This window comes from Rhodopila sp. (genome assembly GCF_965277825.1).
Classification (GTDB): Bacteria; Pseudomonadota; Alphaproteobacteria; order Acetobacterales; family Acetobacteraceae; genus Rhodopila.
The window spans coordinates 2506395-2527772 of the sequence record NZ_OZ255846.1 but is presented as its reverse complement, the minus strand read 5'-3'; the positions used below and the strand labels follow the sequence as shown (position 1 = coordinate 2527772).

The 21378-nt window shown below is 65.6% G+C and carries 27 protein-coding genes, 1 tRNA gene and 1 pseudogene; 13 read left to right on the top strand and 16 right to left on the bottom strand.

Features of this window, described 5'->3' with window-relative positions:
- Window positions 1-80: 80 nt before the first annotated feature.
- Together ACQY4T_RS12545 and modA are read right to left on the bottom strand one after the other, a co-directional pair.
- Complete coding sequence (locus ACQY4T_RS12545) at window positions 81-320, bottom strand: substrate-binding domain-containing protein (RefSeq protein WP_428542828.1); 240 nt, start codon at window positions 318-320, stop codon at window positions 81-83.
- Window position 321: 1 nt separating this feature from the next.
- Window positions 322-888, bottom strand: a pseudogene (gene modA, locus ACQY4T_RS12540) (molybdate ABC transporter substrate-binding protein); the annotation flags it as partial.
- Between the two features lie 232 nt (window positions 889-1120).
- On the opposite strand from modA, the gene ACQY4T_RS12535 reads away from it, so the two are divergent.
- Entirely contained in the window at window positions 1121-1927 is an 807-nt protein-coding gene (locus ACQY4T_RS12535) for an SDR family NAD(P)-dependent oxidoreductase (protein ID WP_428542397.1), read from the top strand.
- 83 nt (window positions 1928-2010) lie between these two features.
- Here ACQY4T_RS12535 and ACQY4T_RS12530 read toward each other — a convergent pair whose 3' ends face one another.
- Together ACQY4T_RS12530 and ACQY4T_RS12525 are read right to left on the bottom strand one after the other, a co-directional pair.
- The gene (locus ACQY4T_RS12530) at window positions 2011-2412 is read right to left on the bottom strand and encodes a Zn-ribbon domain-containing OB-fold protein (RefSeq protein ID WP_428542394.1); all 402 of its coding nucleotides are present in this window, start codon (window positions 2410-2412) and stop codon (window positions 2011-2013) included.
- 5 nt (window positions 2413-2417) lie between these two features.
- Complete coding sequence (locus tag ACQY4T_RS12525) at window positions 2418-3590, bottom strand: thiolase domain-containing protein (RefSeq protein ID WP_428542391.1); 1173 nt, start codon at window positions 3588-3590, stop codon at window positions 2418-2420.
- A 228-nt stretch (window positions 3591-3818) separates the two neighbouring features.
- Here ACQY4T_RS12525 and ACQY4T_RS12520 point away from each other — a divergent pair, with 228 nt between their 5' ends.
- The gene (locus ACQY4T_RS12520; protein ID WP_428542388.1) at window positions 3819-4544 is read left to right on the top strand and encodes a response regulator; all 726 of its coding nucleotides are present in this window, start codon (window positions 3819-3821) and stop codon (window positions 4542-4544) included.
- 143 nt (window positions 4545-4687) lie between these two features.
- Here ACQY4T_RS12520 and ACQY4T_RS12515 read toward each other — a convergent pair whose 3' ends face one another.
- Window positions 4688-4951, bottom strand: coding sequence for a DUF1150 family protein (locus ACQY4T_RS12515; RefSeq protein WP_428542385.1), 264 nt, complete (start codon window positions 4949-4951; stop codon window positions 4688-4690).
- 76 nt (window positions 4952-5027) lie between these two features.
- Complete coding sequence (locus tag ACQY4T_RS12510; protein WP_428542382.1) at window positions 5028-5507, bottom strand: Hsp20 family protein; 480 nt, start codon at window positions 5505-5507, stop codon at window positions 5028-5030.
- Window positions 5508-5750: 243 nt separating this feature from the next.
- On the opposite strand from ACQY4T_RS12510, the gene def reads away from it, so the two are divergent.
- The 3 genes from def to truA are packed head-to-tail and all read left to right on the top strand — an operon-like array spanning window position 5751 to window position 8076.
- A complete protein-coding gene (gene def / locus ACQY4T_RS12505; protein WP_428542379.1) occupies window positions 5751-6317 on the top strand; it encodes a peptide deformylase in 567 nt (188 codons plus the stop codon).
- Between the two features lie 6 nt (window positions 6318-6323).
- Window positions 6324-7232, top strand: a complete 909-nt coding sequence (gene fmt, locus ACQY4T_RS12500) for a methionyl-tRNA formyltransferase (RefSeq protein ID WP_428542376.1) — start codon at window positions 6324-6326, stop codon at window positions 7230-7232.
- Window positions 7233-7254: 22 nt separating this feature from the next.
- The gene (gene truA / locus ACQY4T_RS12495) at window positions 7255-8076 is read left to right on the top strand and encodes a tRNA pseudouridine(38-40) synthase TruA (RefSeq protein WP_428542374.1); all 822 of its coding nucleotides are present in this window, start codon (window positions 7255-7257) and stop codon (window positions 8074-8076) included.
- Here the strand turns inward: truA and ACQY4T_RS12490 are convergent.
- The 5 genes from ACQY4T_RS12490 to ACQY4T_RS12470 all read right to left on the bottom strand — a co-directional run bounded on the left by ACQY4T_RS12490 (window position 8039) and on the right by ACQY4T_RS12470 (window position 11622).
- Window positions 8039-8605 (bottom strand): hypothetical protein, encoded by a 567-nt coding sequence (locus ACQY4T_RS12490; RefSeq protein WP_428542372.1) that lies wholly within the window; start codon window positions 8603-8605, stop codon window positions 8039-8041. The two genes, truA and ACQY4T_RS12490, sit on opposite strands and share 38 nt — an antisense overlap.
- Entirely contained in the window at window positions 8602-9171 is a 570-nt protein-coding gene (locus ACQY4T_RS12485) for a hypothetical protein (RefSeq protein WP_428542369.1), read from the bottom strand. The genes ACQY4T_RS12490 and ACQY4T_RS12485 overlap by 4 nt, the downstream gene beginning before the upstream one ends.
- Window positions 9168-10313 carry a succinyl-diaminopimelate desuccinylase gene (dapE, locus tag ACQY4T_RS12480; protein WP_428542366.1) on the bottom strand — a complete coding sequence of 382 codons (1146 nt, stop codon included), beginning with the start codon at window positions 10311-10313 and terminating at the stop codon, window positions 9168-9170. Before dapE ends, ACQY4T_RS12485 begins: the two co-directional genes overlap by 4 nt.
- A gap of 13 nt (window positions 10314-10326) precedes the next feature.
- On the bottom strand, window positions 10327-11166 hold the full coding sequence (gene dapD / locus ACQY4T_RS12475) for a 2,3,4,5-tetrahydropyridine-2,6-dicarboxylate N-succinyltransferase (RefSeq protein ID WP_428542363.1): 840 nt from the start codon (window positions 11164-11166) through the stop codon (window positions 10327-10329).
- 189 nt (window positions 11167-11355) lie between these two features.
- Entirely contained in the window at window positions 11356-11622 is a 267-nt protein-coding gene (locus ACQY4T_RS12470; protein ID WP_428542360.1) for a hypothetical protein, read from the bottom strand.
- A 140-nt stretch (window positions 11623-11762) separates the two neighbouring features.
- Here ACQY4T_RS12470 and ACQY4T_RS12465 point away from each other — a divergent pair, with 140 nt between their 5' ends.
- The 6 genes from ACQY4T_RS12465 (at window position 11763) to ACQY4T_RS12440 (ending at window position 14306) form a co-directional block, all read left to right on the top strand.
- Window positions 11763-12092, top strand: coding sequence for an FtsB family cell division protein (locus ACQY4T_RS12465; protein ID WP_428542357.1), 330 nt, complete (start codon window positions 11763-11765; stop codon window positions 12090-12092).
- 418 nt (window positions 12093-12510) lie between these two features.
- Window positions 12511-12840 (top strand): hypothetical protein, encoded by a 330-nt coding sequence (locus tag ACQY4T_RS12460; RefSeq protein ID WP_428542354.1) that lies wholly within the window; start codon window positions 12511-12513, stop codon window positions 12838-12840.
- Between the two features lie 8 nt (window positions 12841-12848).
- Complete coding sequence (locus tag ACQY4T_RS12455; protein ID WP_428542351.1) at window positions 12849-13043, top strand: hypothetical protein; 195 nt, start codon at window positions 12849-12851, stop codon at window positions 13041-13043.
- 70 nt (window positions 13044-13113) lie between these two features.
- On the top strand, window positions 13114-13314 hold the full coding sequence (locus tag ACQY4T_RS12450) for a hypothetical protein (protein WP_428542348.1): 201 nt from the start codon (window positions 13114-13116) through the stop codon (window positions 13312-13314).
- A 261-nt stretch (window positions 13315-13575) separates the two neighbouring features.
- Window positions 13576-13998, top strand: a complete 423-nt coding sequence (locus ACQY4T_RS12445; RefSeq protein ID WP_428542345.1) for a Rap1a/Tai family immunity protein — start codon at window positions 13576-13578, stop codon at window positions 13996-13998.
- 35 nt (window positions 13999-14033) lie between these two features.
- On the top strand, window positions 14034-14306 hold the full coding sequence (locus tag ACQY4T_RS12440) for a glycine zipper family protein (RefSeq protein WP_428542342.1): 273 nt from the start codon (window positions 14034-14036) through the stop codon (window positions 14304-14306).
- 169 nt (window positions 14307-14475) lie between these two features.
- Here ACQY4T_RS12440 and ACQY4T_RS12435 read toward each other — a convergent pair.
- Window positions 14476-14547 (bottom strand) — tRNA-Thr (locus tag ACQY4T_RS12435).
- Window positions 14548-14757: 210 nt separating this feature from the next.
- On the opposite strand from ACQY4T_RS12435, the gene ACQY4T_RS12430 reads away from it, so the two are divergent.
- Both ACQY4T_RS12430 and ACQY4T_RS12425 read left to right on the top strand, forming a co-directional pair.
- Entirely contained in the window at window positions 14758-15558 is an 801-nt protein-coding gene (locus tag ACQY4T_RS12430; RefSeq protein WP_428542339.1) for an HpcH/HpaI aldolase family protein, read from the top strand.
- A 109-nt stretch (window positions 15559-15667) separates the two neighbouring features.
- Complete coding sequence (locus ACQY4T_RS12425; RefSeq protein ID WP_428542336.1) at window positions 15668-16159, top strand: ferritin-like domain-containing protein; 492 nt, start codon at window positions 15668-15670, stop codon at window positions 16157-16159.
- Window positions 16160-16235: 76 nt separating this feature from the next.
- Here the strand turns inward: ACQY4T_RS12425 and ACQY4T_RS12420 are convergent, their stop codons facing one another.
- The 4 genes from ACQY4T_RS12420 to ACQY4T_RS12405 all read right to left on the bottom strand — a co-directional run bounded on the left by ACQY4T_RS12420 (window position 16236) and on the right by ACQY4T_RS12405 (window position 21290).
- Window positions 16236-17405 carry an acyl-CoA dehydrogenase family protein gene (locus ACQY4T_RS12420; RefSeq protein ID WP_428542333.1) on the bottom strand — a complete coding sequence of 390 codons (1170 nt, stop codon included), beginning with the start codon at window positions 17403-17405 and terminating at the stop codon, window positions 16236-16238.
- A 46-nt stretch (window positions 17406-17451) separates the two neighbouring features.
- Complete coding sequence (locus ACQY4T_RS12415) at window positions 17452-18291, bottom strand: IclR family transcriptional regulator (RefSeq protein ID WP_428542330.1); 840 nt, start codon at window positions 18289-18291, stop codon at window positions 17452-17454.
- A 348-nt stretch (window positions 18292-18639) separates the two neighbouring features.
- Complete coding sequence (locus ACQY4T_RS12410) at window positions 18640-19782, bottom strand: FAS1-like dehydratase domain-containing protein (RefSeq protein WP_428542327.1); 1143 nt, start codon at window positions 19780-19782, stop codon at window positions 18640-18642.
- A gap of 2 nt (window positions 19783-19784) precedes the next feature.
- Complete coding sequence (locus tag ACQY4T_RS12405) at window positions 19785-21290, bottom strand: acyl-CoA synthetase (protein ID WP_428542324.1); 1506 nt, start codon at window positions 21288-21290, stop codon at window positions 19785-19787.
- Window positions 21291-21378: the final 88 nt, after the last annotated feature.

The following is a 21378-nucleotide window of genomic DNA, read 5'->3' as shown; positions in this document are numbered from 1 at the left end:
GTATTTCGCCGGGATGCCCAAACGCGCTATCTCTGGCCTGCTGGGCGCAGCGCTTTGTTTTGAGTCAGGCTGACTATCGTCTAGCAAACGTCACGAAACGGATTCCGCGCCCACGTCCGGCAAGCCGGGATAAATCCGTAACTCGCCAGTATCTGCTGTCCCTTCGGAGACAAAATAAAATCGGCGAACTGCCGCCCCTCGGAGGATGCGCCATTGAGTACCGTCAGCCCGAATGGTGCTGCCACCGACAGTTCTCGCGGCAGAAATACGATGTGCAGCGCGGGATCGAGCACACGGGCCTGCACCGCAGCTCGTAACATAGGAAATGAACACGTCAACGGTCTGCGTCGTGTCGAGGAAATAGACCAGGCTGTTGGTTCCAGCCGGGACCGCCGGCGCGTTCGCATTCGCCACCAGTTCCTGCGCCTTGGCCTGCAAGGTCGCCGTCGCCCCCGCTTGCACCGCGTCGGCCTTTTGGAAAATCTCTTGCGCGTAGTCTCCACCGGGGTCAGCGACCGGGGTCGAGGTGCCGATCCTGGTGGAGCTATCAAGCAGTACACTCAGCAGGTTTGACGGGTTCACCGCTTGGCCGAAGCCGGAGCGGACGACGACAACGTTCTGGTTGCTGGCGAAGACCTGCACCGGGCCAGCCAATCCCTCTTGCTGCAGCGTCTGCGGGCTGTTGGTGTCGGCGCTGGCGAACACGTCCGGCCGCAGCCCGCTTTCGATTTGCTGTCGCAATGTGCCCGACGGGCTATAGGTCTGCGCCACCTTGATGCCGGTCGCCGCGGTGAAGGCATCGGCAACCTGCGAAAGCGCCAGGTTCAGGCTGCCGGCGGCGACCAGGGTCACCGACTGCGCCCGCGCGGCGACGGCAAATACAACCATGAAGAGCAACAGTACAGTCGGCACGAGCGCAATACGTGTGCGTCGAATAGACATGGCGAGTTTTCCTGAAAGATTCCTGAGCGCTATGCTCACACGGAAATAACGCCGCCCCAATTCACGTCTCTGAGATAGACCCGCATCGCCATGCAATGACCCGCCGATCGCCGACAGAAGCAGCGCGATTTGGCATCCCGCCGCGCTCGCCGCACACTGCCTCGCGGAGGAACCGACAATGCCGACACCACAAAAGACAGCCATCGTCACCGGCGCCGCCAGCGGCCTGGGACGCGCCATGGCGCTCGGTCTGGCCGACGCCGGGTTCAACGTCATCGCGGTCGATCTCAACGCCGACGGGCTGGGCACGCTGCCGGCGCCGATCGCACCGCTCAATGCCGACCTGGCGCAGCCCGATTCGTTCGAGCGGATCGCGGCCGAAACCATCACCCGGTTCGGTGGCATCGACGTCCTGGTGAACAACGCCGGCATCGGCCAGGCGGCGATCCGCCCCGATCAGCGCAGCCATCCGATCCGCTTCTGGCATATCACCCCCGAACAATGGCAGCGCTTCGTCACCATCAATGCGACCGCGCCGATCCTGATGTCGCGGGCGGTGCTGCCGCACATGCTGCAAGCCAACAGCGGGCGCATCATCACCGTCACCACCAGCCTGGGAACCATGGTCCGCGCCGGCCACCTGCTCTACGGATCGAGCAAGGCCGCGCTCGAATCGTCGATGGCGGTGCTCGCCGCCGATCTGGCCGGCACCGAAGTCACCGCCAACGTCCTGGTCCCCGGCGGCACCACCGATACGCCGCTGGTGGGAGCCCAGGCCGGCGACCGGTCCAAGATGTTGCGGCCCGAGATCATGCTGCCGCCGCTGCTCTGGCTGGTCTCCGATCAGGCGGCCGGCGTCAGCGGCCGACGCTTCATCGCCGCCGACTGGGACGCCTCGCGTCCGGCGCCCCAGGCAGCCGAAGCCGCCGGTGCGCCGGTGGCATGGCTGAGCATTGCCCGCATGCCGATCGAGCCTGGCCCCTGAACCCCTGGCCCCTGAACCCCTGGCCCCTGAACCCCTGGCCCCTGAACCCCTGGCCCCCTGGGCCCTGAAACGGCCCGCTCCGCTCAGGCGGGGGCGAACACCGGCATCGACGGTCCGTCGCCCTCGGTCTTGGCGAACACCACCTTCACCGGCTGGCCGATCTTCAACGCCTTGAAGTCGCAGTCGACAAAGTTGGTCAGCATCTTGGGGCCCTCGGCCAGCGTGACGTAACCGATGGCGTAGGGCGGATTGGCCCGCTCCATGACGCTGAAGGTGTAGATCGTGCCCTTGCCGGAGGCCTGCTCCCAGGTGCAGGCGCCGAAGCAGAACGGGCACAGTTCGCGCGGATAGTGATGCACCTTGTTGCAATGGGTGCAGCGCCGCACCATCAGCTTGCCGGCGGACGCGCCGTCGAAATACGGCTTGGTTTCCGGATTGGTCTCGGTGCTGCCGATGAACTGGATTTTGCGCGCGGTGTCGGCCATGTCGGTTACTCCCGTTCCAGGATCACGGTGCTGCCGCAATGGCGCGTGCCAAGCGCGCCGCCGGTGCCGTGAGCGATAGCAAGGTTGCAGTTCGGAACCTGCACTTTCGGATGCGCTTCGCCGCGCAACTGGCGCACCGCCTCGATGATCTTGGTGATGCCGCCGCGGTTGGCCGGGTGGTTCGAACATAGCCCGCCGCCATCGGTGTTGAACGGCAGCTTGCCGTTGCCCGAGATCAGGTTGCCGTCGGCGACGAACTTGCCGCCCTGACCCTTTTCGCAAAACCCCAGATCTTCCAATTGCATGAGCACGGTGATGGTGAAGCTGTCGTAGATCGAGGCGTATTTGATGTCGGACGGCTTGACCCCGGCCATCTCCCACGCCGGGGGCCCTGACCAGCGCGCCGCGGTGTAGGTCAGATCCAGATCACCGCCCGACTGATGCTTGGGCGATTCACCGACCCCGATCACCTTCACCAGCGGCCGCTTCACGCTCTTGGCGATCTCCGGCTTGGTCAGCACCAACGCACCGCCGCCGTCGCTGATCACGCAACAATCCAGCCGGTGCAGCGGGGTGGAAACCATCGGCGAACTGACCACGTCCTGCACCGTGACCACGTCGCGCAGCATGGCGTGCGGATTGTACTGGGCGTGGTGGGACGCGGCCACCTTGATCCAGGCAAGCTGCTCGCTGGTGGTGCCATACTCGTGCATGTGCCGAGCGGCGCACATCCCGTAGAGGTTGGCGGTCGCCGGACCGTAGGGGAACTCGAACTGCATTTCCGGCGCGGTGGGATTGCCGGGCCGCGGCGCGGTACCGGTGGCCTGGCCCTCGCTGCGCGGCCGCCCCGACAGCGTGATCAGGGCGACGTTGCAGCGGCCCGCCGCGATCGCCTCCAGCGCGTGACCCACCGCCACCTGGTAGGACGATCCGCCGACATCGGTGCTGTCCACGTGGCGGCACTTCAGGTTCATGTAGTCGACCATCGACAGCGGGCCCAGCGCGCCCGGCGCGTCGCCGGCGCAGAAATAGCCGTCGACGTCGTCCTTACTCAGTCCGGCATCCTCAAGCGCGCCCTTGGCGCATTCGGCGTGCAATAGCGCGATCGACTTGTCCGGCGCCTTGCGAGTCGGGTGCTCCCACGCACCCGCGATATAGGCCGCAGCTTTCAAACTCATGCTTCACTCCCCAGGGATCGGCCCGCGGGCCAAGGGTCGGCCCCACGGATAGCCGGGGCGCGACGTCGCGGACGATTATACGGATCGGTATGCGCTCGGCTACCCCGCGTCCGATAGCCGCTCCGGGCGATCGTTGACCACCTCGAACATGTCAATTTGTTTCCGCATACAGGTTACACTTGTTCGTGAGCTCCATGCGGTGGCAATCTCGCGGCCGAAAGGTGGGCCATGGACGCTTTATCCCGTATCGCCATCGTCGAGGACGATCCCGAAATCAGCCGAATGGTGAAAACCTACATGAGCGACAACGGCTTCGAGGTGGCCGCCGCGCGAACCGGACGCGACCTCGACCAGGTCATGGCGTGCGGCCGGCTGGACTGCGTGATCCTCGACGTCGGCCTGCCGGGCGAGGACGGGCTCTCGATCTGCCGCCGGATCCGCGGCAAGTCCTCGGTGCCGATCATCATGGTGACCGGCCGAGGCGCCGACACCGACCGCATCGTCGGCCTGGAAATGGGCGCCGACGACTATCTGCCCAAGCCGTTCAACCCGCGCGAGCTGCTGGCCCGGGTGCGCGCGGTGATGCGTCGCAGCGTGCAAAACGACCCAGGCCAGGCCGAGACGCCGCAGGTCCTGGTGTTCGAGGGTTGGCGGCTGGACGTCGGCCGGCGACAACTGTTCTCCCCCGACGGCAAGTCCCGCCCGCTGACCAGCGGTGAGTTCAACATCCTGCTGGTGTTCTGTCAGCACACGCGCAAGGTGCTGTCGCGCGACGATCTTCTGGAACTGGTGCACGGCCGAGCCGCGGCGGTGTTCGACCGCAGCATCGATGTGCAGATCAGCCGGTTACGGCGCAAGATCGAGACCAACCTGAAAGATCCCGCCTTCATCAAGACAGTGAGGTATGGGGGGTACATGTTCACCCCGGTGGTCACGCTGGCGGCGGACAATTGATTGCGCCGGATTATATCTCTGTATCAGGCCTCGCCGCCAGCTCAGGCCACAGTCACTCCGGTCCCAAGCCAAAAAGCGCCGTCCCGCCCGACGGTCGGCCACGGCCGGCTAACCGGCGTCGGCCAACCGGCCTCGCGGGACCGTCAGTGTACTGAAAGCGCCATCATCTCGTGCTGCATGACAGCGGCGATGGCCACCTCGCGGTCGCCCGCCACTGCCATCGGCGTGCCGTCAGCGGCATGAATCGCGAACCCCTGCACGCCGTTCACCATCACCGGCTTGACATAGGCGATGTGCGCCACCCCAAGCGCGGCGAGTTGCTGTTCCGACAGATGCCTCACATCGAACGGGATCATTTCGGCCGGCGAAGACGCAGCATCAATTTGGTCGGCTGGGTCGATATTCATCGCTTGTGTACTCCTGTCTGACGACAGCCTTGTCGAAGCGCTGTCGGTGCTTGCGAGGCCAAAGGCCCAAGCTGCCTCATCGATCCGCCTTGCTGTCGACCAGGGCGCCCAGATCGGCACCGTTCGGTCGCATGGCGGAAGAGGAGGTATTACGTGTAATCGGGATCGTCTTGACGCGAACCTCGGGCTGCGGCTTGGCCAGGTCGATGTGCAGTAGGCCGTTGTCGAGCCATGCCCCCTTGACCTCGATCCCCTCGGCCAGCACGAAAGACCGCTGGAACTGCCGCGCCGCGATGCCTCGGTGCAGGAAGATTCGGCCCTGGCTGTCGTCAGTTTGTCGCCCCCGGATGACCAATTGGTTGTCTTCCTGGGTGATCTGCAGATCGTCCATCGTAAACCCGGCAACCGCGAGCGTGATACGCAGCCCGGTCGGGCTGGTCTGCTCAATATTATATGGCGGATAGCCATCGGACGATGTCTTCGACGCACGCTCCAGCATTTGCTCGAGGTGGTCGAAGCCCAGGAAAAGCGGCGAAGTAAACATGCGGGTCGTCAAGGCCCCCTCCTACGAGCGAAGCAAACCGCCGAAACCCTGTCGAGGCATCTCGGCTACGCAACATCTTGGCAGCCACGACGGCGGATTCAAGAGGTTTAGGATGCCCGCCCGAGTCGGCCTTGAGCAAAATCAATTGCACCCTCGCCGTGGCCACCGAAAACGTCCCGCGGTCTGATTTTTCACGTGATTCGCCCGCCGCGGACGTTCCGCTGAACGCCATCGTACTCTAAATGCAGCGAGACAATGAGCAGCGACAAAAATCCAACGGCGACACAGGCGGCGAGTGAGCCGCTGGCGATCCTGATCGCGCCAAACCCGATGTTGAAGGCACGCGCCCAACCGGTGAAGCCAGCGGACCGGGATACCGTGCGCGAGCTGATCCCACGCATGTTCGCAACGATGTATCAAGCCCCTGGCATCGGCCTCGCGGCGCCGCAGATCGGCCGAGGCCTTCGCCTTGTGGTCATCGACCTGGCCCCGGACGACAAACCGGAACCGCGCAGCCTGATCAATCCCGAAATCGTCGCCGCCAGCGACGAACTCGCCACCCGCGAGGAAGGCTGCCTGTCGCTGCCCGGTCAATACGCCGACATCAGCCGCCCCGCTCGGATCAAGCTACGCTACCTGGACGAAACCGGGGCCAGGCGTCAGATCGAGGCCGACGGTCTGCTGGCGGCCTGCCTGCAGCACGAATTGGACCACCTGGACGGGGTGCTGTTCGTCGATCACCTCTCGGCGCTGAAACGCAACATGATCATGCGTCGGCTGGCCAAGGAACAGCGGCTGAAGCAAGACGAACGGAAACGGTGAACGCGCATGCGCATCGCCTTCATGGGCAGCCCGGAGTTCGCCGTTCCCGCCCTCCGGGCACTGCACGGCGCCGGCCACGACATCGCCGCGGTATACTGCCAGCCGGCGCGCCCCGCCGGCCGCGGCCACGCAATCCGGCGCAGCCCGGTGCAGGTCGAAGCCACCCGGCTGGGTCTGCAGGTACGTACTCCTGCCCGGCTGCGCACCGACCCAGAGGCGGCCGAGGCGTTCCGCCGGCTGCATTTGGGTGCCGCGGTGGTGGCCGCCTACGGCCTGATCCTGCCGCAGCCGATGCTGGATGCGCCGCATCGCGGCTGCCTCAACATCCATGCCAGCCTGCTGCCGCGCTGGCGTGGAGCCGCACCGATCCAGACCGCGATCCTGGCCGGCGACACCGAGACCGGCATCACCATCATGCAGATGGAGGCCGGCCTCGACAGCGGCCCGATGCTGCTGCGCCAAAGCATCCCGATCAGCGGCGAAACCACCACCGCCACGCTGCACGACGCGCTCGCCGCGATCGGCGCGAAGCTGATCCTGGACGCGCTTGCGACCTCGCCCGCGCCGGCGCCGCAGCCGGAGGCGGAGGCGACCTACGCGGCCAAGTTGTCGCGCCAGGATGGCCGCATCGATTGGCGCGAATCCGCCGCTGTCATCGACCGCCGGATCCGGGCATTCGACCCGTGGCCCGGCACCTTCACCAGCCTTGCCGGCGCCCCGCTGAAAATCCTCGCGGCCCGGCCCGCCGGCGGGTCCGGAACCGCCGGAACCGTGCTGGATGACGGGCTGACAGTGGCGTGCGGCAGCGGTGCCGTACGGCTGACCCGGGTGCAACTGCCAGGCCGTGCCCCGCTCGACGCCGACGCCTTCCTGCGCGGCCATCCGGTGCCCCCCGGAACCCTGCTTGGGCAATGACCCGCCCAATGACCCACGCCCAATGACCCACTCGACGACCCGTTGGGCGCTGCTGCTAGAGTATGACGGCGGCCCGTTCGTCGGCTGGCAACGCCAGAGCAACGGCCTGTCGATCCAGCAAGTGCTGGAGCAGGCCGCCGCCCACCTCAACGCCGGCCAGCCGGTCGCCAGCGTCGTCGCCGGGCGCACCGACGCCGGCGTCCATGCCGAGGGCCAGGTCGCCCACATCGATCTGCCGGACTCGCACAGCGCCGGCGCCATCCGCGACGCGCTGAACTTCTACATGAAACCACATCCCGTCGTGGTGCTGGACGCGGTCGCCGTGGCGCCGGACTGGAGCGCGCGGTTCGCAGCCGACCGCAGGTCGTATCGCTTCCGCATCCTCAACCGGCGCAGCCGCCCAGGCCTGATGGCCGGACGGGTCTGGCACGTCCCCGCCCCGCTCGATGCCACCGCCATGCACCAGGCCGCCCAGCGTCTGCTCGGCCGGCACGACTTCACCTCGTTCCGCGCCGCCTCCTGCCAGGCCGCCTCGCCGATCCGCACGCTGGAACGGCTCGACGTCACCCGTCACGGCGACATCGTCGAAATCACCGCCGAGGCGCGCAGCTTCCTGCACCACCAGGTGCGCAATCTGGCCGGCACGCTGAAACTTGTCGGCGAGGCACGCTGGCCGGTCGAGCGGGTCAGTCAGGCGCTGGCCGCCCGGGACCGCGCCGCCGCGGGACCCACCGCCCCACCCGAGGGTCTGGCGCTGATCAGCGTCGGCTATAAGGACAGCTCGTTCCACGCGACGCCAGCGGCAATCAGGACCCCATCATCAGCGCCAGCGAAGCCAGCATGATGCCGATCGACTGGTCCAGCAGGACCAGCCCGACCGCCGCCAGCGGTGTGACCCCGAACGCCAGTCGCGTGGCATACCACTCCAGCCACAGCGCCCAGCCGATGGTAACCAGTTCGCACGCCTGATCGACGATCGGGGGCGCCCCCAGCACGCCGGGAAGACCACCGATAATGATCAGCACGCCCTCGATGACGTTGCACCAGTTCCACACCGCGATGAACCGGCCCCAGCGATCGGCTCGCCCAATCAGCGGCGCCAGGCGATAGGTCACTTCGACGAACACCAGCCAGCCGACCACGAAAACGATCAACTCGCGAGCCAGCAGATGGACGGCATCGGTCGGCACCCCGCTGTCCTGCCAGGACATCAGCAACCGGCAAGCCACCGCCGGCAGGCAGAATGCGATCGACCAGAAGCTGCGCACGATGGTCTTGCGGTCATTCGGCACCAGCACGACGCCATCCGCCCGGCCGCGCGCCAGCCGCAACGCCGCGTTCAGCCCAAGGGTCACGACCGAGACCGAACTCATCCCAGGTCGTTGCCCAGCAGCCGCGGGCCGATGACCACCAGCGCGGTCGCCAAGTTGACCAGGAATACCAGCACAACGGCCCGCGACCGCGACAAGCCAAGCGCCTTGCGGGCCAGGAACCAGTGCAGCCACAGCCCGTAGCTGCCAAGGCAGCATACCAGCACGAAACTGGCCGCCGATTCGCTCATGCCGGCGCCGATCGCCACGCTCAGCGGCACCATGACAAAGCAGGCCAGCACCGGAAGGATCCACTCGCACCAGTTGAACGCCGTGGCGAAGCGCGCCCAGGCCTCGCCGCGCCGCCAGATCCGCGCCAGTTCGAACGACACCACAGCCGGTGTCAGCAGCGCGCAAAGCGTCATCGCCAGGCCGGTCAGCGCCCGCCTCGGCCCCTCGCTGAACATCGCCAGGATCGCCCCGACCAACGGAAACGCCACCAGCGGCGCCAGGCTGGACAGGAACGCCTGCGAGGTCGACCCGAAGCAGCCCACACCGTCAGCCCGGCCGCGCGCAATGCGCAGTATCCCCAGCAGGATGCTTTTGCGCGGCACCGAGCCTTGGCTCATGCCAGGAAGGCCACGATGATGTCCCGATAGATCCTGGCCAGGTCGCGCAGTTCGGACACCGGCACGCACTCGTCGGCCTGGTGCATCGTGGCGCCGACAAGACCGAACTCGGCGACCGGACAGTAGCGGGCGATGAACCGCGCATCCGACGTGCCGCCGCCGGTATCAAGCTTCGGATCCACCCCGGTCGCGCTACGGATCGCATCGCGCAGCAACTCCACCAAGGCTCCCGGTTCGGTCACGAACGACTCGCCGCTGACGCTGGATTCCAGGTCGAAGCGTTCGGCGTATCGCATCAGCGTGGCCCGCACCCAAGCGGTCAGCGAGGCTCCGCTGTGCCGGTCGTTGAAGCGGATGTTCAGCGCCGCCCGAGCCACCGCGGGGATTACGTTGGTGGCGCCATTGCCGACATCGATGCTGGTCACCTGCAGCGTCGAGGGCTCGAACCAGTCGGTGCCGGCATCCAGCGGCGCCGAGGTCAACGCACCCAGCACCTGGATCAGCCGATGCACCGGATTGTCGGCCCGATGCGGATACGCCACGTGACCCTGGGTCCCGTTCACCGCGAGCTTCATGTTAACGCTGCCGCGCCGGCCGATCTTGACCATGTCGCCCAGCCGCACCGGACAGGTCGGCTCCCCGACAAGGCAAAAATCCGGCAGTTGATCGTTCACCCGCATCCATTCCAGCACCTTGACCGTGCCGTCGGTGGCAGGACCCTCCTCGTCGCCGGTGATCAGCAGGCTGATCGAGCCCTCCCGACCCACCGCGCGAGGCGCTTGCGCGACCGCGGCGACGAACGCCGCGATTGCCCCCTTCATGTCGCAGGCGCCACGGCCATAAAGCACGCCGTCTCGCACTTTGCCGCCGAACGGATCGCCCCGCCAGTCCGCCGCCCCCGGGGGCACCACGTCGGTATGCCCAGCGAAGCAGAGATGCGGACTGCACTCGCCCCGCCGCGCGAACAGGTTCTCGACCTCGCCGAAGCGCAGGCGCTGCACGCTGAAGCCCAAGGCCCCAAGCATCGCGCCAAGCGCCTGTTGCGCCCCATCGTCGGCCGGCGTCACCGATGCGCAGCGGATCAGCGCCTGTGCCAGCGGCACGGGATCCGTCAGGTCCGTGGCCGTGCCCCAGCCCTCCATCACAAGGCGTCCATCAATCTCGCAACAACTCGTTTATCGACGTCTTCGCCCGGGTCTGCGCATCCACCGTCTTGACGATGACGGCGCAATATAGCGATGGCCCGGTCGAGCCATTCGGCAACGCCTTGCCCGGCAGCGACCCTGGAACCACTACCGAATAGGCCGGCACCCGGCCGATGAAGATTTCGCCGCTGGAGCGGTCGACGATCTTGGTGGAGGCGCCGATGAAAACCCCCATCGACAGCACGCTGCCCCGCTCCACCACCACGCCCTCGGCGACCTCGGATCGGGCGCCGACGAAGCAGTCATCCTCGATGATCACCGGGTTGGCCTGCAACGGCTCCAGCACGCCGCCGATGCCGACGCCGCCCGACAGATGGCAATTGGCGCCGATCTGGGCGCAACTGCCGACCGTGGCCCAGGTATCCACCATGGTGTTACGCCCGACCCAGGCGCCGACATTGACGAAGCTGGGCATCAGCACCGCCCCTGGCGCGATGAACGCAGAACGGCGAACCACGGCACCCGGCACGGCGCGGAAGCCGGCCTGCCTGAAGCGGTTCTCCCCCCAACCGGCGAATTTCAGCGCCACCTTGTCCCAGACCGGTGCGCCGCCCGGCCCCTCCATCGCCGCCGAATCGGTCAGCCGGAACGACAGCAGCACCGCCTTCTTCAGCCATTGATTGACCGCCCAGCCGGCCTCACGCCGTTCGGCCACCCGCACCTCGCCGCTGTCCAGGGCGTCGAGCGCCGCCTCGACCGCGTCGCGCGCCTGACCCTTGGTGGACGAGGACAGGGTTTCGCGGCGCTCCCAAAGGTCCTCGATCAGGTATTGCAGGCTGTGTTGAGACATTGCGCGGCCGTTTCCTGGATTGCAGCGGCCGGACGATGCGTTCGGCATCCTTGCATGTCAACGCGCCATGCCGGCCGGCCCACGACGCCGCGACGACAGCTGCCATCAGGTAAACCGCCGGGTCTCCGCCAGGGCCGCGGGCGAGAAACCCGACCGAGGCGCCGAGTTCAGCGATAGGAAGCGCCGCGTTCAGCGATACAAGGTCGGATTGTGGTAGAACACCGGCGGCGGAGCGTAGTTGCCGTACGGCCTGACCGCCAGGGCGGGGGGCCAATACTGCTGGCGCCATTGAGGTTCTCGCCAGTCATGCTCTCGCCATTGATGGTCCCGCCATTCGCGTTGTCGCCACTCACGACGATCTTGCCCGCGCCGGTCGTCATAAGCGAACGCCGGCGCCACCACACCGAGCGCGGTGACCAGGCCGCACAGCGCCAGGGTCAGCCTGCGAAATCGCATCGGATCGTCCCCTTCCCTTATTGGATCAGTACGCACGATGACCCTTGGAAATGTCGAAAATTCGTCCGCTTGATGGCGTTTTCTCGTTCACTGGACGCGGGCCGTGCGCTAAGTTCGCCCGGCGAATCCTGGGGTGAGCGATGTCACTCGGCCGAGAATTGAAGCGACGCGCCCGCATGATGGTCGCACCAGCGGTGTTCCTGGCGATCACCGGTTACTTCGGCTGGAACGCCACCCAGGGTGATCGCGGGCTGGTGGCCTACGCTCAGCGGCAACAGCTTCTGCATGAGGTTGTGGCGGATCAGGCGGCGGCGAAGGCGGAACGCGATGCCTGGAGTATCCGCGTCTCCGGCCTGCGCGCCCGCCACCTGGACCCGGACACGCTGGACGAGCGTGCCCGCGCGATGCTCAATCTGGCCGACCCGAATGACGTGATCGTCAAACTCGGGCCGCAGGACAAGCTGTTCTAAATCCTGCCGCCGGAGCGCCGCACTATGCCGAAGCGCCGCACGATGCGGCGCACCGAAGAGACAAGCAGGCCACTGCACCTGCACCAAACAGCCAGTGGCGCGAACCAAGGTTCGCTTGGCGCGGCGGACTTTGGACGCCGGACATCAGCGCGGATCACGCGCCAGCCGGCCTCGGACTTGCATTTTGTCGCCATCATGCGCACATCAGGTGGATGTTCTGCGCGAGGACCCCTCGCCTGCCCCGGTGCATGTCTACCCCAGTTTCCGCCGCCCCGGTCAAAATATCCCGTCAGTCCGGTGCTGACCCGATCGGCGACAGGGCCGTCCAGCGCCCGCGTCGTTCAACGCAGTTCCCCACTCGTCGCTCAACGCAGGGCGCAAACCGACCGGCGCGACCGATCATCAGAAGGAAGCCAGCATGAACAAGACCGATCAGCCGACGCCGGCAGATTCCGGGCAGACCGATGAAGCGGATCAAGCGGCCAGCGCGATGAAGGACCAACTGCGGAAGGACGTAGCGTCGTGGCGCGAAGGCCGTTCCGACGGATCAGGGCGCGCCGCCACCGAACTCAGCGTCGCGGTTGCCCGCCCGATCGTCCCGCCGACCAACGCCAGGATGAAGCGGACCAGGGCCGCCGCCGTGCAGACCAAACCGGCAACCACCGAAAAGAAGCCGTTTGGAATGTCCTATGACGGCACCAGCCGAGCCGATTACATCAAGCTGATGATCTCCCGCGGGGCGCGGTGAACTGGGCCATGTTCGAGACCGCGACCGGCAGCCTGCTGATGGTGCAGGCCCGTCACGTCGTCTCGATCTACGATGAACATGGCGAGGTCAAGTTGGCGACCGCCGCCGGCGGCGTGCATGTGCTGAAAGAAATCACGGTTCAGCGCGCCGCCGCGATGGTATCCCGGGCCGACGATTCCGCGCCCGTTCGCGGTGGCTCGTGACCATCCCACCGCATTGCCTGACCGTCGCGTCAGCCGCGGCCGAAGTGGCGACTGACCGGCGGGGTGGAGCATGACCGACACGTCGTACCGCATCGTCCACCGCGACGACGACAGCTTCGCCGTCGAAATCGCCAGGGTTGGAGCGTTGCCGCAGACCGCGGCCGGTTTCGCCACCGAGGCGGCGGCCAGGGGCTGGATCGCTCGGGATCAACGTTTTCGCTACGTTACCGACCCATTCGCCAAACCGTCGGAGCGACGGCACGGATACTGATCAGCTCAGCCCGCGGCTTCGGTGACCGGCCCACGCCCTGACCGGCCCACGCCCCCGGACGGCAACAGCCATCCGGGCTGACCCCGCCGATTACCGTCGGGGGCCGATCACCGTAGGGGCGGCCGGTCCCGCGCAACCGTGACTCAGCAGGCACTGGCTAGCCGGTTGTCAACATGATCGAACCGGTTAGGCTGATTCTGCTTTTCAGCCATCCTGGCCATGATAATCGCTTTGGGTCGTCGACCCCCGGGAGAGTAAAACGTGATCCGACTTTCCAACTTGGCATGCGCAATCGCGGTGTTCGGCGCCGTAGCTCCGGCCGCCGCCCATGCGACGGTCAATCGCGACCAGTTCCCGCCGCGGTCGACCCGCGACCTGATCGAACTGTGCAGCGCCGGCAATGACGACCCGATGATGCACGTGGCGCACAGCTTCTGCCGCGGCTTCGCCGACGGCGCGGTCGGCGTGGCACTCAGCTACGAGGCCGTCACCCGAGCGGATCGCCAGCCGTTCTGCCTGCCGACACCAAGACCGTCATACGACGACGCACTGGCTCGGTTTGTGACATGGGCCAACGCCGACCCCAACCGGATGACTGAACCCGCGGTGCTCGGCCTGATGCGGTTCCTGATCTATCAGTATCCATGCCCGCATGCGTCCGCCCATCGACCCGCATCGAAATGAACCCATCAGGCGACAACCTCGGAGGAAGCCGCGCTATGAAGAACTTTGTCTTGGCATGGGTTGTCGTCGCCGTTTCGCTCGGCGGCTGCGCCAACCTGACACCGGGTGAGCAACGCGCCGCGACCGGCACCGGCATCGGCGCCGCGGGCGGCGCGGTGCTCGGCGCATTGGGCGGCAATGCCGGATTGGGCGCCGGTGTGGGCGCCGCCGCCGGTCTCGCCGGCGGGTTGCTGGTCAATTCCTGGAAGAATAACGAACACGAATCATACCAGCGTGGCTACTACAACGGCCAGCGCTCGCAATACTAGCCGCATCGTCGCGGTCTGTGCATGATCGACCGGACGGCGGCATGCTCGCCGCGCTGCCCGGCGTCGAGATCGTTGGCGAGTGAACAAGCAATCCTCGGCAACCCTGTCGAGGAGACGGCCGTCGCATAGTTCCAAACAGGAACGATAACCCTAAGCGACTGAAAATTGATGCTGCTGGAGGGGATCGAACTCTCGACCTCTCCCTTACCAAGGGAGTGCTCTACCACTGAGCTACAGCAGCGCCAGACTGTGAGACGGGCGGGTTTCCTAGCCGGTTGACCCAGGCGGTGCAACCCTTGTTCCGGCCAGCATGCCCAGCGGCCCCGCAGTGCGCCGCTCGTTTCCACGAAGCACCCCATTCTCAGCCAGCAGCTCAATCGTGCTACCACCCACAGGCTTGCCGGCCACGCCTCTTGTCCCCACCCTGCCCGGGTTCCCTGCGGAGACCCACATGTCCGGACCCGATGACATCCTACGCAACCACATGAAGGAAAAACTCGCCGCCGGTGCGGTCGTGGCATCGATGGCGGTGCGCCTCGCGCGCTCGATCGAGATCGCCGCGATCGCCAAGACCGCCGGCTTTGACACGCTCTATGTCGACCTGGAGCACAACACCCTCTCGATCGACACCTGCTGCCAGATCTGCATCAGCGCCCAGCAGATCGGCATCACGCCCTTGGTCCGGGTGCCCGCGAATACCCCGGACTATATCGGCCGCGTGCTGGATGGCGGCGCCATGGGCGTCATCACCCCCCATGTTCGCTCCGCCGACGAAGCGCGCGCGATGGTCGATCTGGTCCGCTTCCCGCCGCTGGGAAACCGATCCGCCGGCGGCGCGCTGTCGCACTACCAGTATCGCAGTTTCCCCGCGGCGACGCTCAACTCGGCGATGAACCGCGCCACCTCCCTGGTGGTGATGCTGGAAACCGTCGCCGCGCTGGAAAATGTCGAGGCCATCATCGCCACCGAGGGCGTCGATATGTTGTTGATCGGCAGTAACGATCTCTGCGCCGAGATGGGCATCACCGGCGAGTTCGATCATCCCAGGCTGAAGGACGCCTTCACCCGATCGATCGCGGCAGCCGCCAAGGTCGGCAAACACGTCGGCGTGGGCGGATTGGCCGCGCGCGACGACCTGATGGCGCAATGCGTCCGGATGGGCGCTCGTTATGTCTCAACCGGAACGGATTTGTCATTCCTGATCTCCGCCTGCCAGCAACGGGCACGCTTCGTCCAGCAGATGCAGCCATAGCGCTCCCCCTGTTCGGGTGCACCGGAAACCCTGAACCAGCCCCGGCGTTGCGGCGACGAGCGTAGCCCGTCGGCCCCCCGCCGGACTGCGCCGCACAGGAGTTAACAGCATGGCTTCAACGGAAACCCTTAAAGAAATCTATATCGACGAAGTGCGCGACCTCTGGTCGGCCAACGACCAGATGCAGCGGGTGATGAAAACCCTCGGCCAGCAGGCATCCGACAAGAAGCTGAAAGATTTGCTGGAGAAATCGGTCTCCGGCATCGGCCGGCACACTGAAACCCTGAAGTCAGTCCTGGAAGCCCAGGGCGGCCGGGTCCGCAAGGAACACTGCAAGGGCATGGAAGGCTTGGTGGAGGAAGCCAAGACGCACGCGGCTGAACACGATCTCGACGGCCCTCTGCGCGACCTGGTCATCATCTCGCAATACCAGCGGATGTCGCATTATGGACTGGCCGGCTTCGGCACCGCCGCGGCATACGCCAGCGCCCTGGGACTGAAGGACGACGCCACCAAACTGAAGTCGATCGTCAAGGATATCTACAATGCCGACGACTACTCGACCGAGCTGGCGCAGCGCGCCGAAAAGGCCGCGGCATAATCGCGCCAGGGTCGCCGCCGACCGGCGGCGGCCTCGGTCGGCGGATCACCTCAAGACGACCCTGCTATGGCGAACTTCAGACGCCCGGCACGAGCCCCATGATCCCGTCGGCCGCATCGAAATCCCCGACAATCTTCTTTCCGATCAGGTCACGCAACGTCTCCGACGCGCCGCCACCGATCGAACCGTAGCGGGCGCCACGATACAGCCGCGACACCGGATACTCGTCGGTGAAGCCGAAACCGCCATGCACCTGCACCGCCTCGCTGGTGACCCGCAGCGACATCTCGTTGCAGAAGATTTTCGCAGAAGCCGCCATGAACGCATCGGGAAACGGGTTGGCGGTCAGACAGGCGCGATACAGCAGACCGCGCGCCGCCTCGATGTCCTTGAACATGTCGGCCAGCTTCCAGCGAATCCCCTGGAAGTCGGCTATCGGCTTGGCGAACACGGTGCGCTCACGCACATAGCTCACCGCCTCATCGAATGCGCCCTCCGCCAGACCTAACGAAATCGATGGGTTCAAGCAACGCTGAGTATTGAACGCCGACAACAGCCGGCGAAACCCGTCCTCGCGGATGACCAGGTTCTCCAGCGGCAACTCGCAATCGTTGAACTGGATCTCGTGCAGGTTTTCCCCGCCCATGGTGTGATAGGTGCCGGTCACTTCGAAACCCGGCGTGTTCGGCTCCAGCAGAACGCAGCCGATGCCTTCGCGCCCCGGCTTGCCGTCCACCCGGGTGAACACCACGAACATCCCAGCCTCACGCGCTCGGCTAATCAGCGTCTTGGTCCCCTTCAGGACCACGCGATCGCCAACCACACGCGCGTTGGTCCGGAAATTCGCCACATCGGTCCCGGCATGCGGCTCGGTCATGCATACCGCCAGCACGCAGTCACCGTTGACCACCAGCGGCAAGATACGGTCCCGTATCGAGGCCGGCGCATAGCGCGCAATCACCCGGGTCTGCACCCCGGCTTCGCCCAGCACCGCCATCGCGGTCACGTAATCCACCTTGGCGATCTCCTCCAGGATCAGCGCGGTGTCCAGGATCGGCAGGCCCAGACCGCCATACTCCTCCGGCACCGACATCCCCAGCACGCCAAGTTCGGCAAGCAGCTTCATGTTCCGCCAGGGAAACGTGCCATCCATCCAGCGCATCGCATTGGGCTTGAATTCGCGCTGCGCCAGCGACCGCACCGAGGCGATCATCTCACGCTGCTGGGCATTGATCTGGAAGTCCATGGATCGGTCCCCTCGCCGGATCGGGCCAGTCTAACCGCCGCCGGCCTCAGCGCAAAACCGCCCCCGCGCGGCGCTCCCGATCAGCATCGACCCACGCAGCGTCGCCGAATGCCTCTGAAATCCGAGCGGCCCGGCCACGCAGGTCCTTGCCCATCTTTGCCATGCCGATCCGCCGCATCTGCTCGCTGACGCCGACCACGACCATGGCGTTGATCGATCCGTTTTGCATCCGGACCGGTGCCGCGACGATGCTGACGCCGCGGATATAGCGCCCTTCGTCCACCGCATATCCGACTAGTTGAACAGCCCGCACCTCCGACCGCCATTGCGCCAGCGATGGCGGCACATCCCACCGCAGCCTGCCGAAGCGAGCCTTGATCTCCGACCACTTGTGGCTGCCGAATGCGGCGATGCACCGCCCCGTCGCGCTGATCAGCGCGGGGAACCGGCTGCCGATGTCCACATGCACGCGCAGAGGCGAATCCGCCCGCGACAGCGCGACAACCACCATGTGCTCCAAGCCGCTCGCCTCCACCGCGATGGCGGTGGCACCGTACATCCTGGACAGTTCGTCGAGATCGGGTTGCACCGCAGCGGGAAACGTATGCTGACGCAGCGCGCTTCTTGCCAGCACAGCCAGCCCGGCTGCGACGCTATACTTCTTCGTTACAGGATCGACGGCAAGCAGGCGCTCCGCCACCAGCACACGCAGGATGTGCAGGCAGGTACTCGGCACCAGATCGAGGCAGCGGGCAATTTCATGCACGCCCAACGCCGCATCGCCGCGCCCCAACAGACGCAGGATTGCGATCCCGCGCGTAAGCGCCGGGACCTGCCTGATCCTTGTCGTCGCCCGGGTAGCCGGTCCACCCGCGATTTTTACCATGCTCCCCTCATCCGAGATTCCGCAGCCTACCTATCAGCGTTGCGCCCGGGCAATAAATCACGGCGGTTGACAACACCGTCTGCTGTCATCTCTCCGCATCGGAACGGCTGCGAGAAAAAAACCAGATGCCGGTCAACGCCCATCACGACAACGTTCCGATTCAGTCAAACGGCCGGCTGCTGGACCCGATGCATGCCCGGCGGGTCAAACCAGCCGCGGACGCAACCCATGCCTGGGATTTCTATCATCCGATCGCAACGATCACCGGGAAGCACGCCTTCACCCCTGTAGACCAAACCGGATGTCGGCTCCCCCATTCCTGATCCGCGGCAGGCGACACACCCCAGATCAGCCGCCCCGGCTGGGCAACTCCACGACCCCGCTCCCCAGCACCGACAGTTCGTCATCCTGATTGTGCGCCGACTGCTCGATCTCCACCAAATGGCGCCCATCGTGATCGAATTTCCGCACCACCTTGCCGTCGATGAACAGCAGGTCACCCTCCGGATTGTGCCGCCGGATCTTGCAGCTCGCGCGCCGCAGGAAGCCATCGTCGCCCATCCAGTTGGTCAGATGGTGGGTCAGCCAGGAACACCGTTCCGGACCATAGTCGTACGCCCCCGGAGCGCCGACCATCAAGGCAAATTCCGGCTCCCAGTGTACCCGCTCCGGGCAGTCGGGAATGCCGAACCGGTTCTTGATGCCAAGGCCGGGATGATTATGCGCCTGCCGCCAAGCCAACTTGTTGGCTCGGATGTACAGCCCGCCCCACCCTTGGGCGAAAGCGATGAAGCCGGTGACGGTCATCGGCCCCTTGGCCATCGTCGGCAACACATCCCCGACATTCACATCTTCAAAGTAACGAGGAAGCGCACCACGAATCACCTCGGCTTCATATAGATCCGACACCCGACCCAGCTCATTGTCGGTATAAACCCTGGGCGGACGCGCCCGCACCTCGGAGTACTTGGTGCCCTGTTCGCGCGCCTGATCGCGGTCGGTGCGAAAGCACCAGCTATCGGCCTCCGCCACCAGATCGCCGGTGGGGTTGAAGAAATTGACATGATAGATTTGCTGGATCGCCCGACCGGCGAACTTCGTTTCATGCTCGATCAGGTCTTTCAGCCACGCTTCGGTGCTGATCGCCTGGTTGCGCAGCACCGGCTGGTGCCAGGTCCAGTCAGCGCCGGCCCACATCGCGTGTACGCCGGGGATCCCGCCGACATAGCCCGAGATGATCCGGCTGGTGGCGAACAGAAAACTCGGCAGCGCGACAATATCGCCGAACCGGGTCTTCGCCGCGTAAGCCGGCTCACACCACAACGGGTTGTCATCGCCGATGCCATGCGCGTAGTGCCGTATGTTGTCCCGCGTCGCCTCATGACACCATGGCTCAGCGGTATTCTCGATCCGCACATCCTTCCGGGCGCGTAACGCATCCAGCGCCTTGTCGGTTATCTTCGGAAACCGCCGAGTGGGATCGTCGTTCATGCTTACTCCATTAGGCCGGCCGCTTCCGCGTCCCGCAGCGCTTTTCTGTTGATCTTGCCGGCCGGCGTCCGCGGCAGGTCATCGACAAAGGCAACAACCCGGGGAAATTCGTGCTGGCTCAAACGGCCACGCACGAAGTTCTGGATATCGGCAATCGCCGCCGCGTCGGTGGCCTGTCCAGGACCCGGCACCACGAACGCCTTCACCACCAGGCCACGCAGCGGGTCCGGCACGCCGATCACCGCCGCCGCGTGAACGCCCGGATGCTTCAGCAGGCTGTTCTCGATCTCCACCGCGCTCATGGTCCAGCCCGCGGATATGATCACGTCGTCGGCCCGCCCGGCATGGTAGAAATACCCGCCCGCATCCATCCGGCCGCGATCCTTGGTCGGAAACCATGCATCGTGGCGCCGCACCTTGATCTCACCCAGTTCGTCGAACCCGCAACGCGTGCCGTCCGGTTGCTGCACCTCGACATCGACGCCAGGAACCGGACGCCCCAGCGAACCCGGCCTGACCTCGAAATCGTCGGCGCCCGGATAGTTGGCGAGGATCACCCCCACTTCCGTCGTGCCATACATGCTACACAGCTTGGCCCCGAACGCATGTTCGGTGAACGCGACGGCATCCTGATCGATCGGCTCACCGGTGAACGACAGCTTGCGCAGCATGAAACGATACGCACCGACGCGATCACTATTCTTGATCATGCGGTAATGCGTCGCCGCCGCCGACAGATTGCTCGACCGATAATCCTGCAGCGCGCGCAGCAGCCGCTCGGCGTTGAACTTGCCCGCATAGGCGCCGGTTTCGATCCCCAACGCCAGCGGCGCCAGCGTGCCGTGCCATAGCCCGTGCCCCCAGGCCGGTGAGGACGGACAAAAGAACCGATCGCCGGGCCGCAAACCGGTGCCATACAGTGCCGCGTTCATCACCACCACCAGCGCACGCTGAGTGTGCTTGATCGCCGCCGGCAGCTCACGCGTCGTACCGGAGGTATATTGAAAGATCGCCAGGTCGACAGACGCCGTCGTCGCCTCGTAGCGCTCCGGCCACGCCGCCAACGCGTCGATGAATCCCTGATCCAGCGCAACCACCCGCACGTCATCCGCAACCGTAAGCTGGGCCGCCTTTTCCGCATCGGCCAGCAACAGCCGAGGCCGGCAATCATCGGTACGCAGCCGCACGCCATCGGCCCCCAGCAGGGTGAACAACGGTACTGCTATTGCACCACGTTTGATCGTGCCGAACAGCGCCGCATAGAACGCCAGGCCGGGATCCAGCATGATCGCCACGCGATCGCCCGGCATCACACCGGCGGCCTCAAGCCAATGCGCGAACCGCGACGACGCCGCCGCCAGAGCCTTGAAGCCGATGGTTTCGTCACGACCATCGGCGTGCGCCACTCGCAGCGCCACCCTCGCGTCGCTGGCGTCCCCACCTTCGCCCGCGTGACGGTCCACGCATTCCCACCCGATATTCAGCCGCTCCCGACTGCCATCGAACATCTCCCACAACCGAGCGGTGGTAAACAGACGTTGAGCGTCCGCATACGTCGTATGATCGATTAGCTTCGCCATGGCGGACAAAACTACA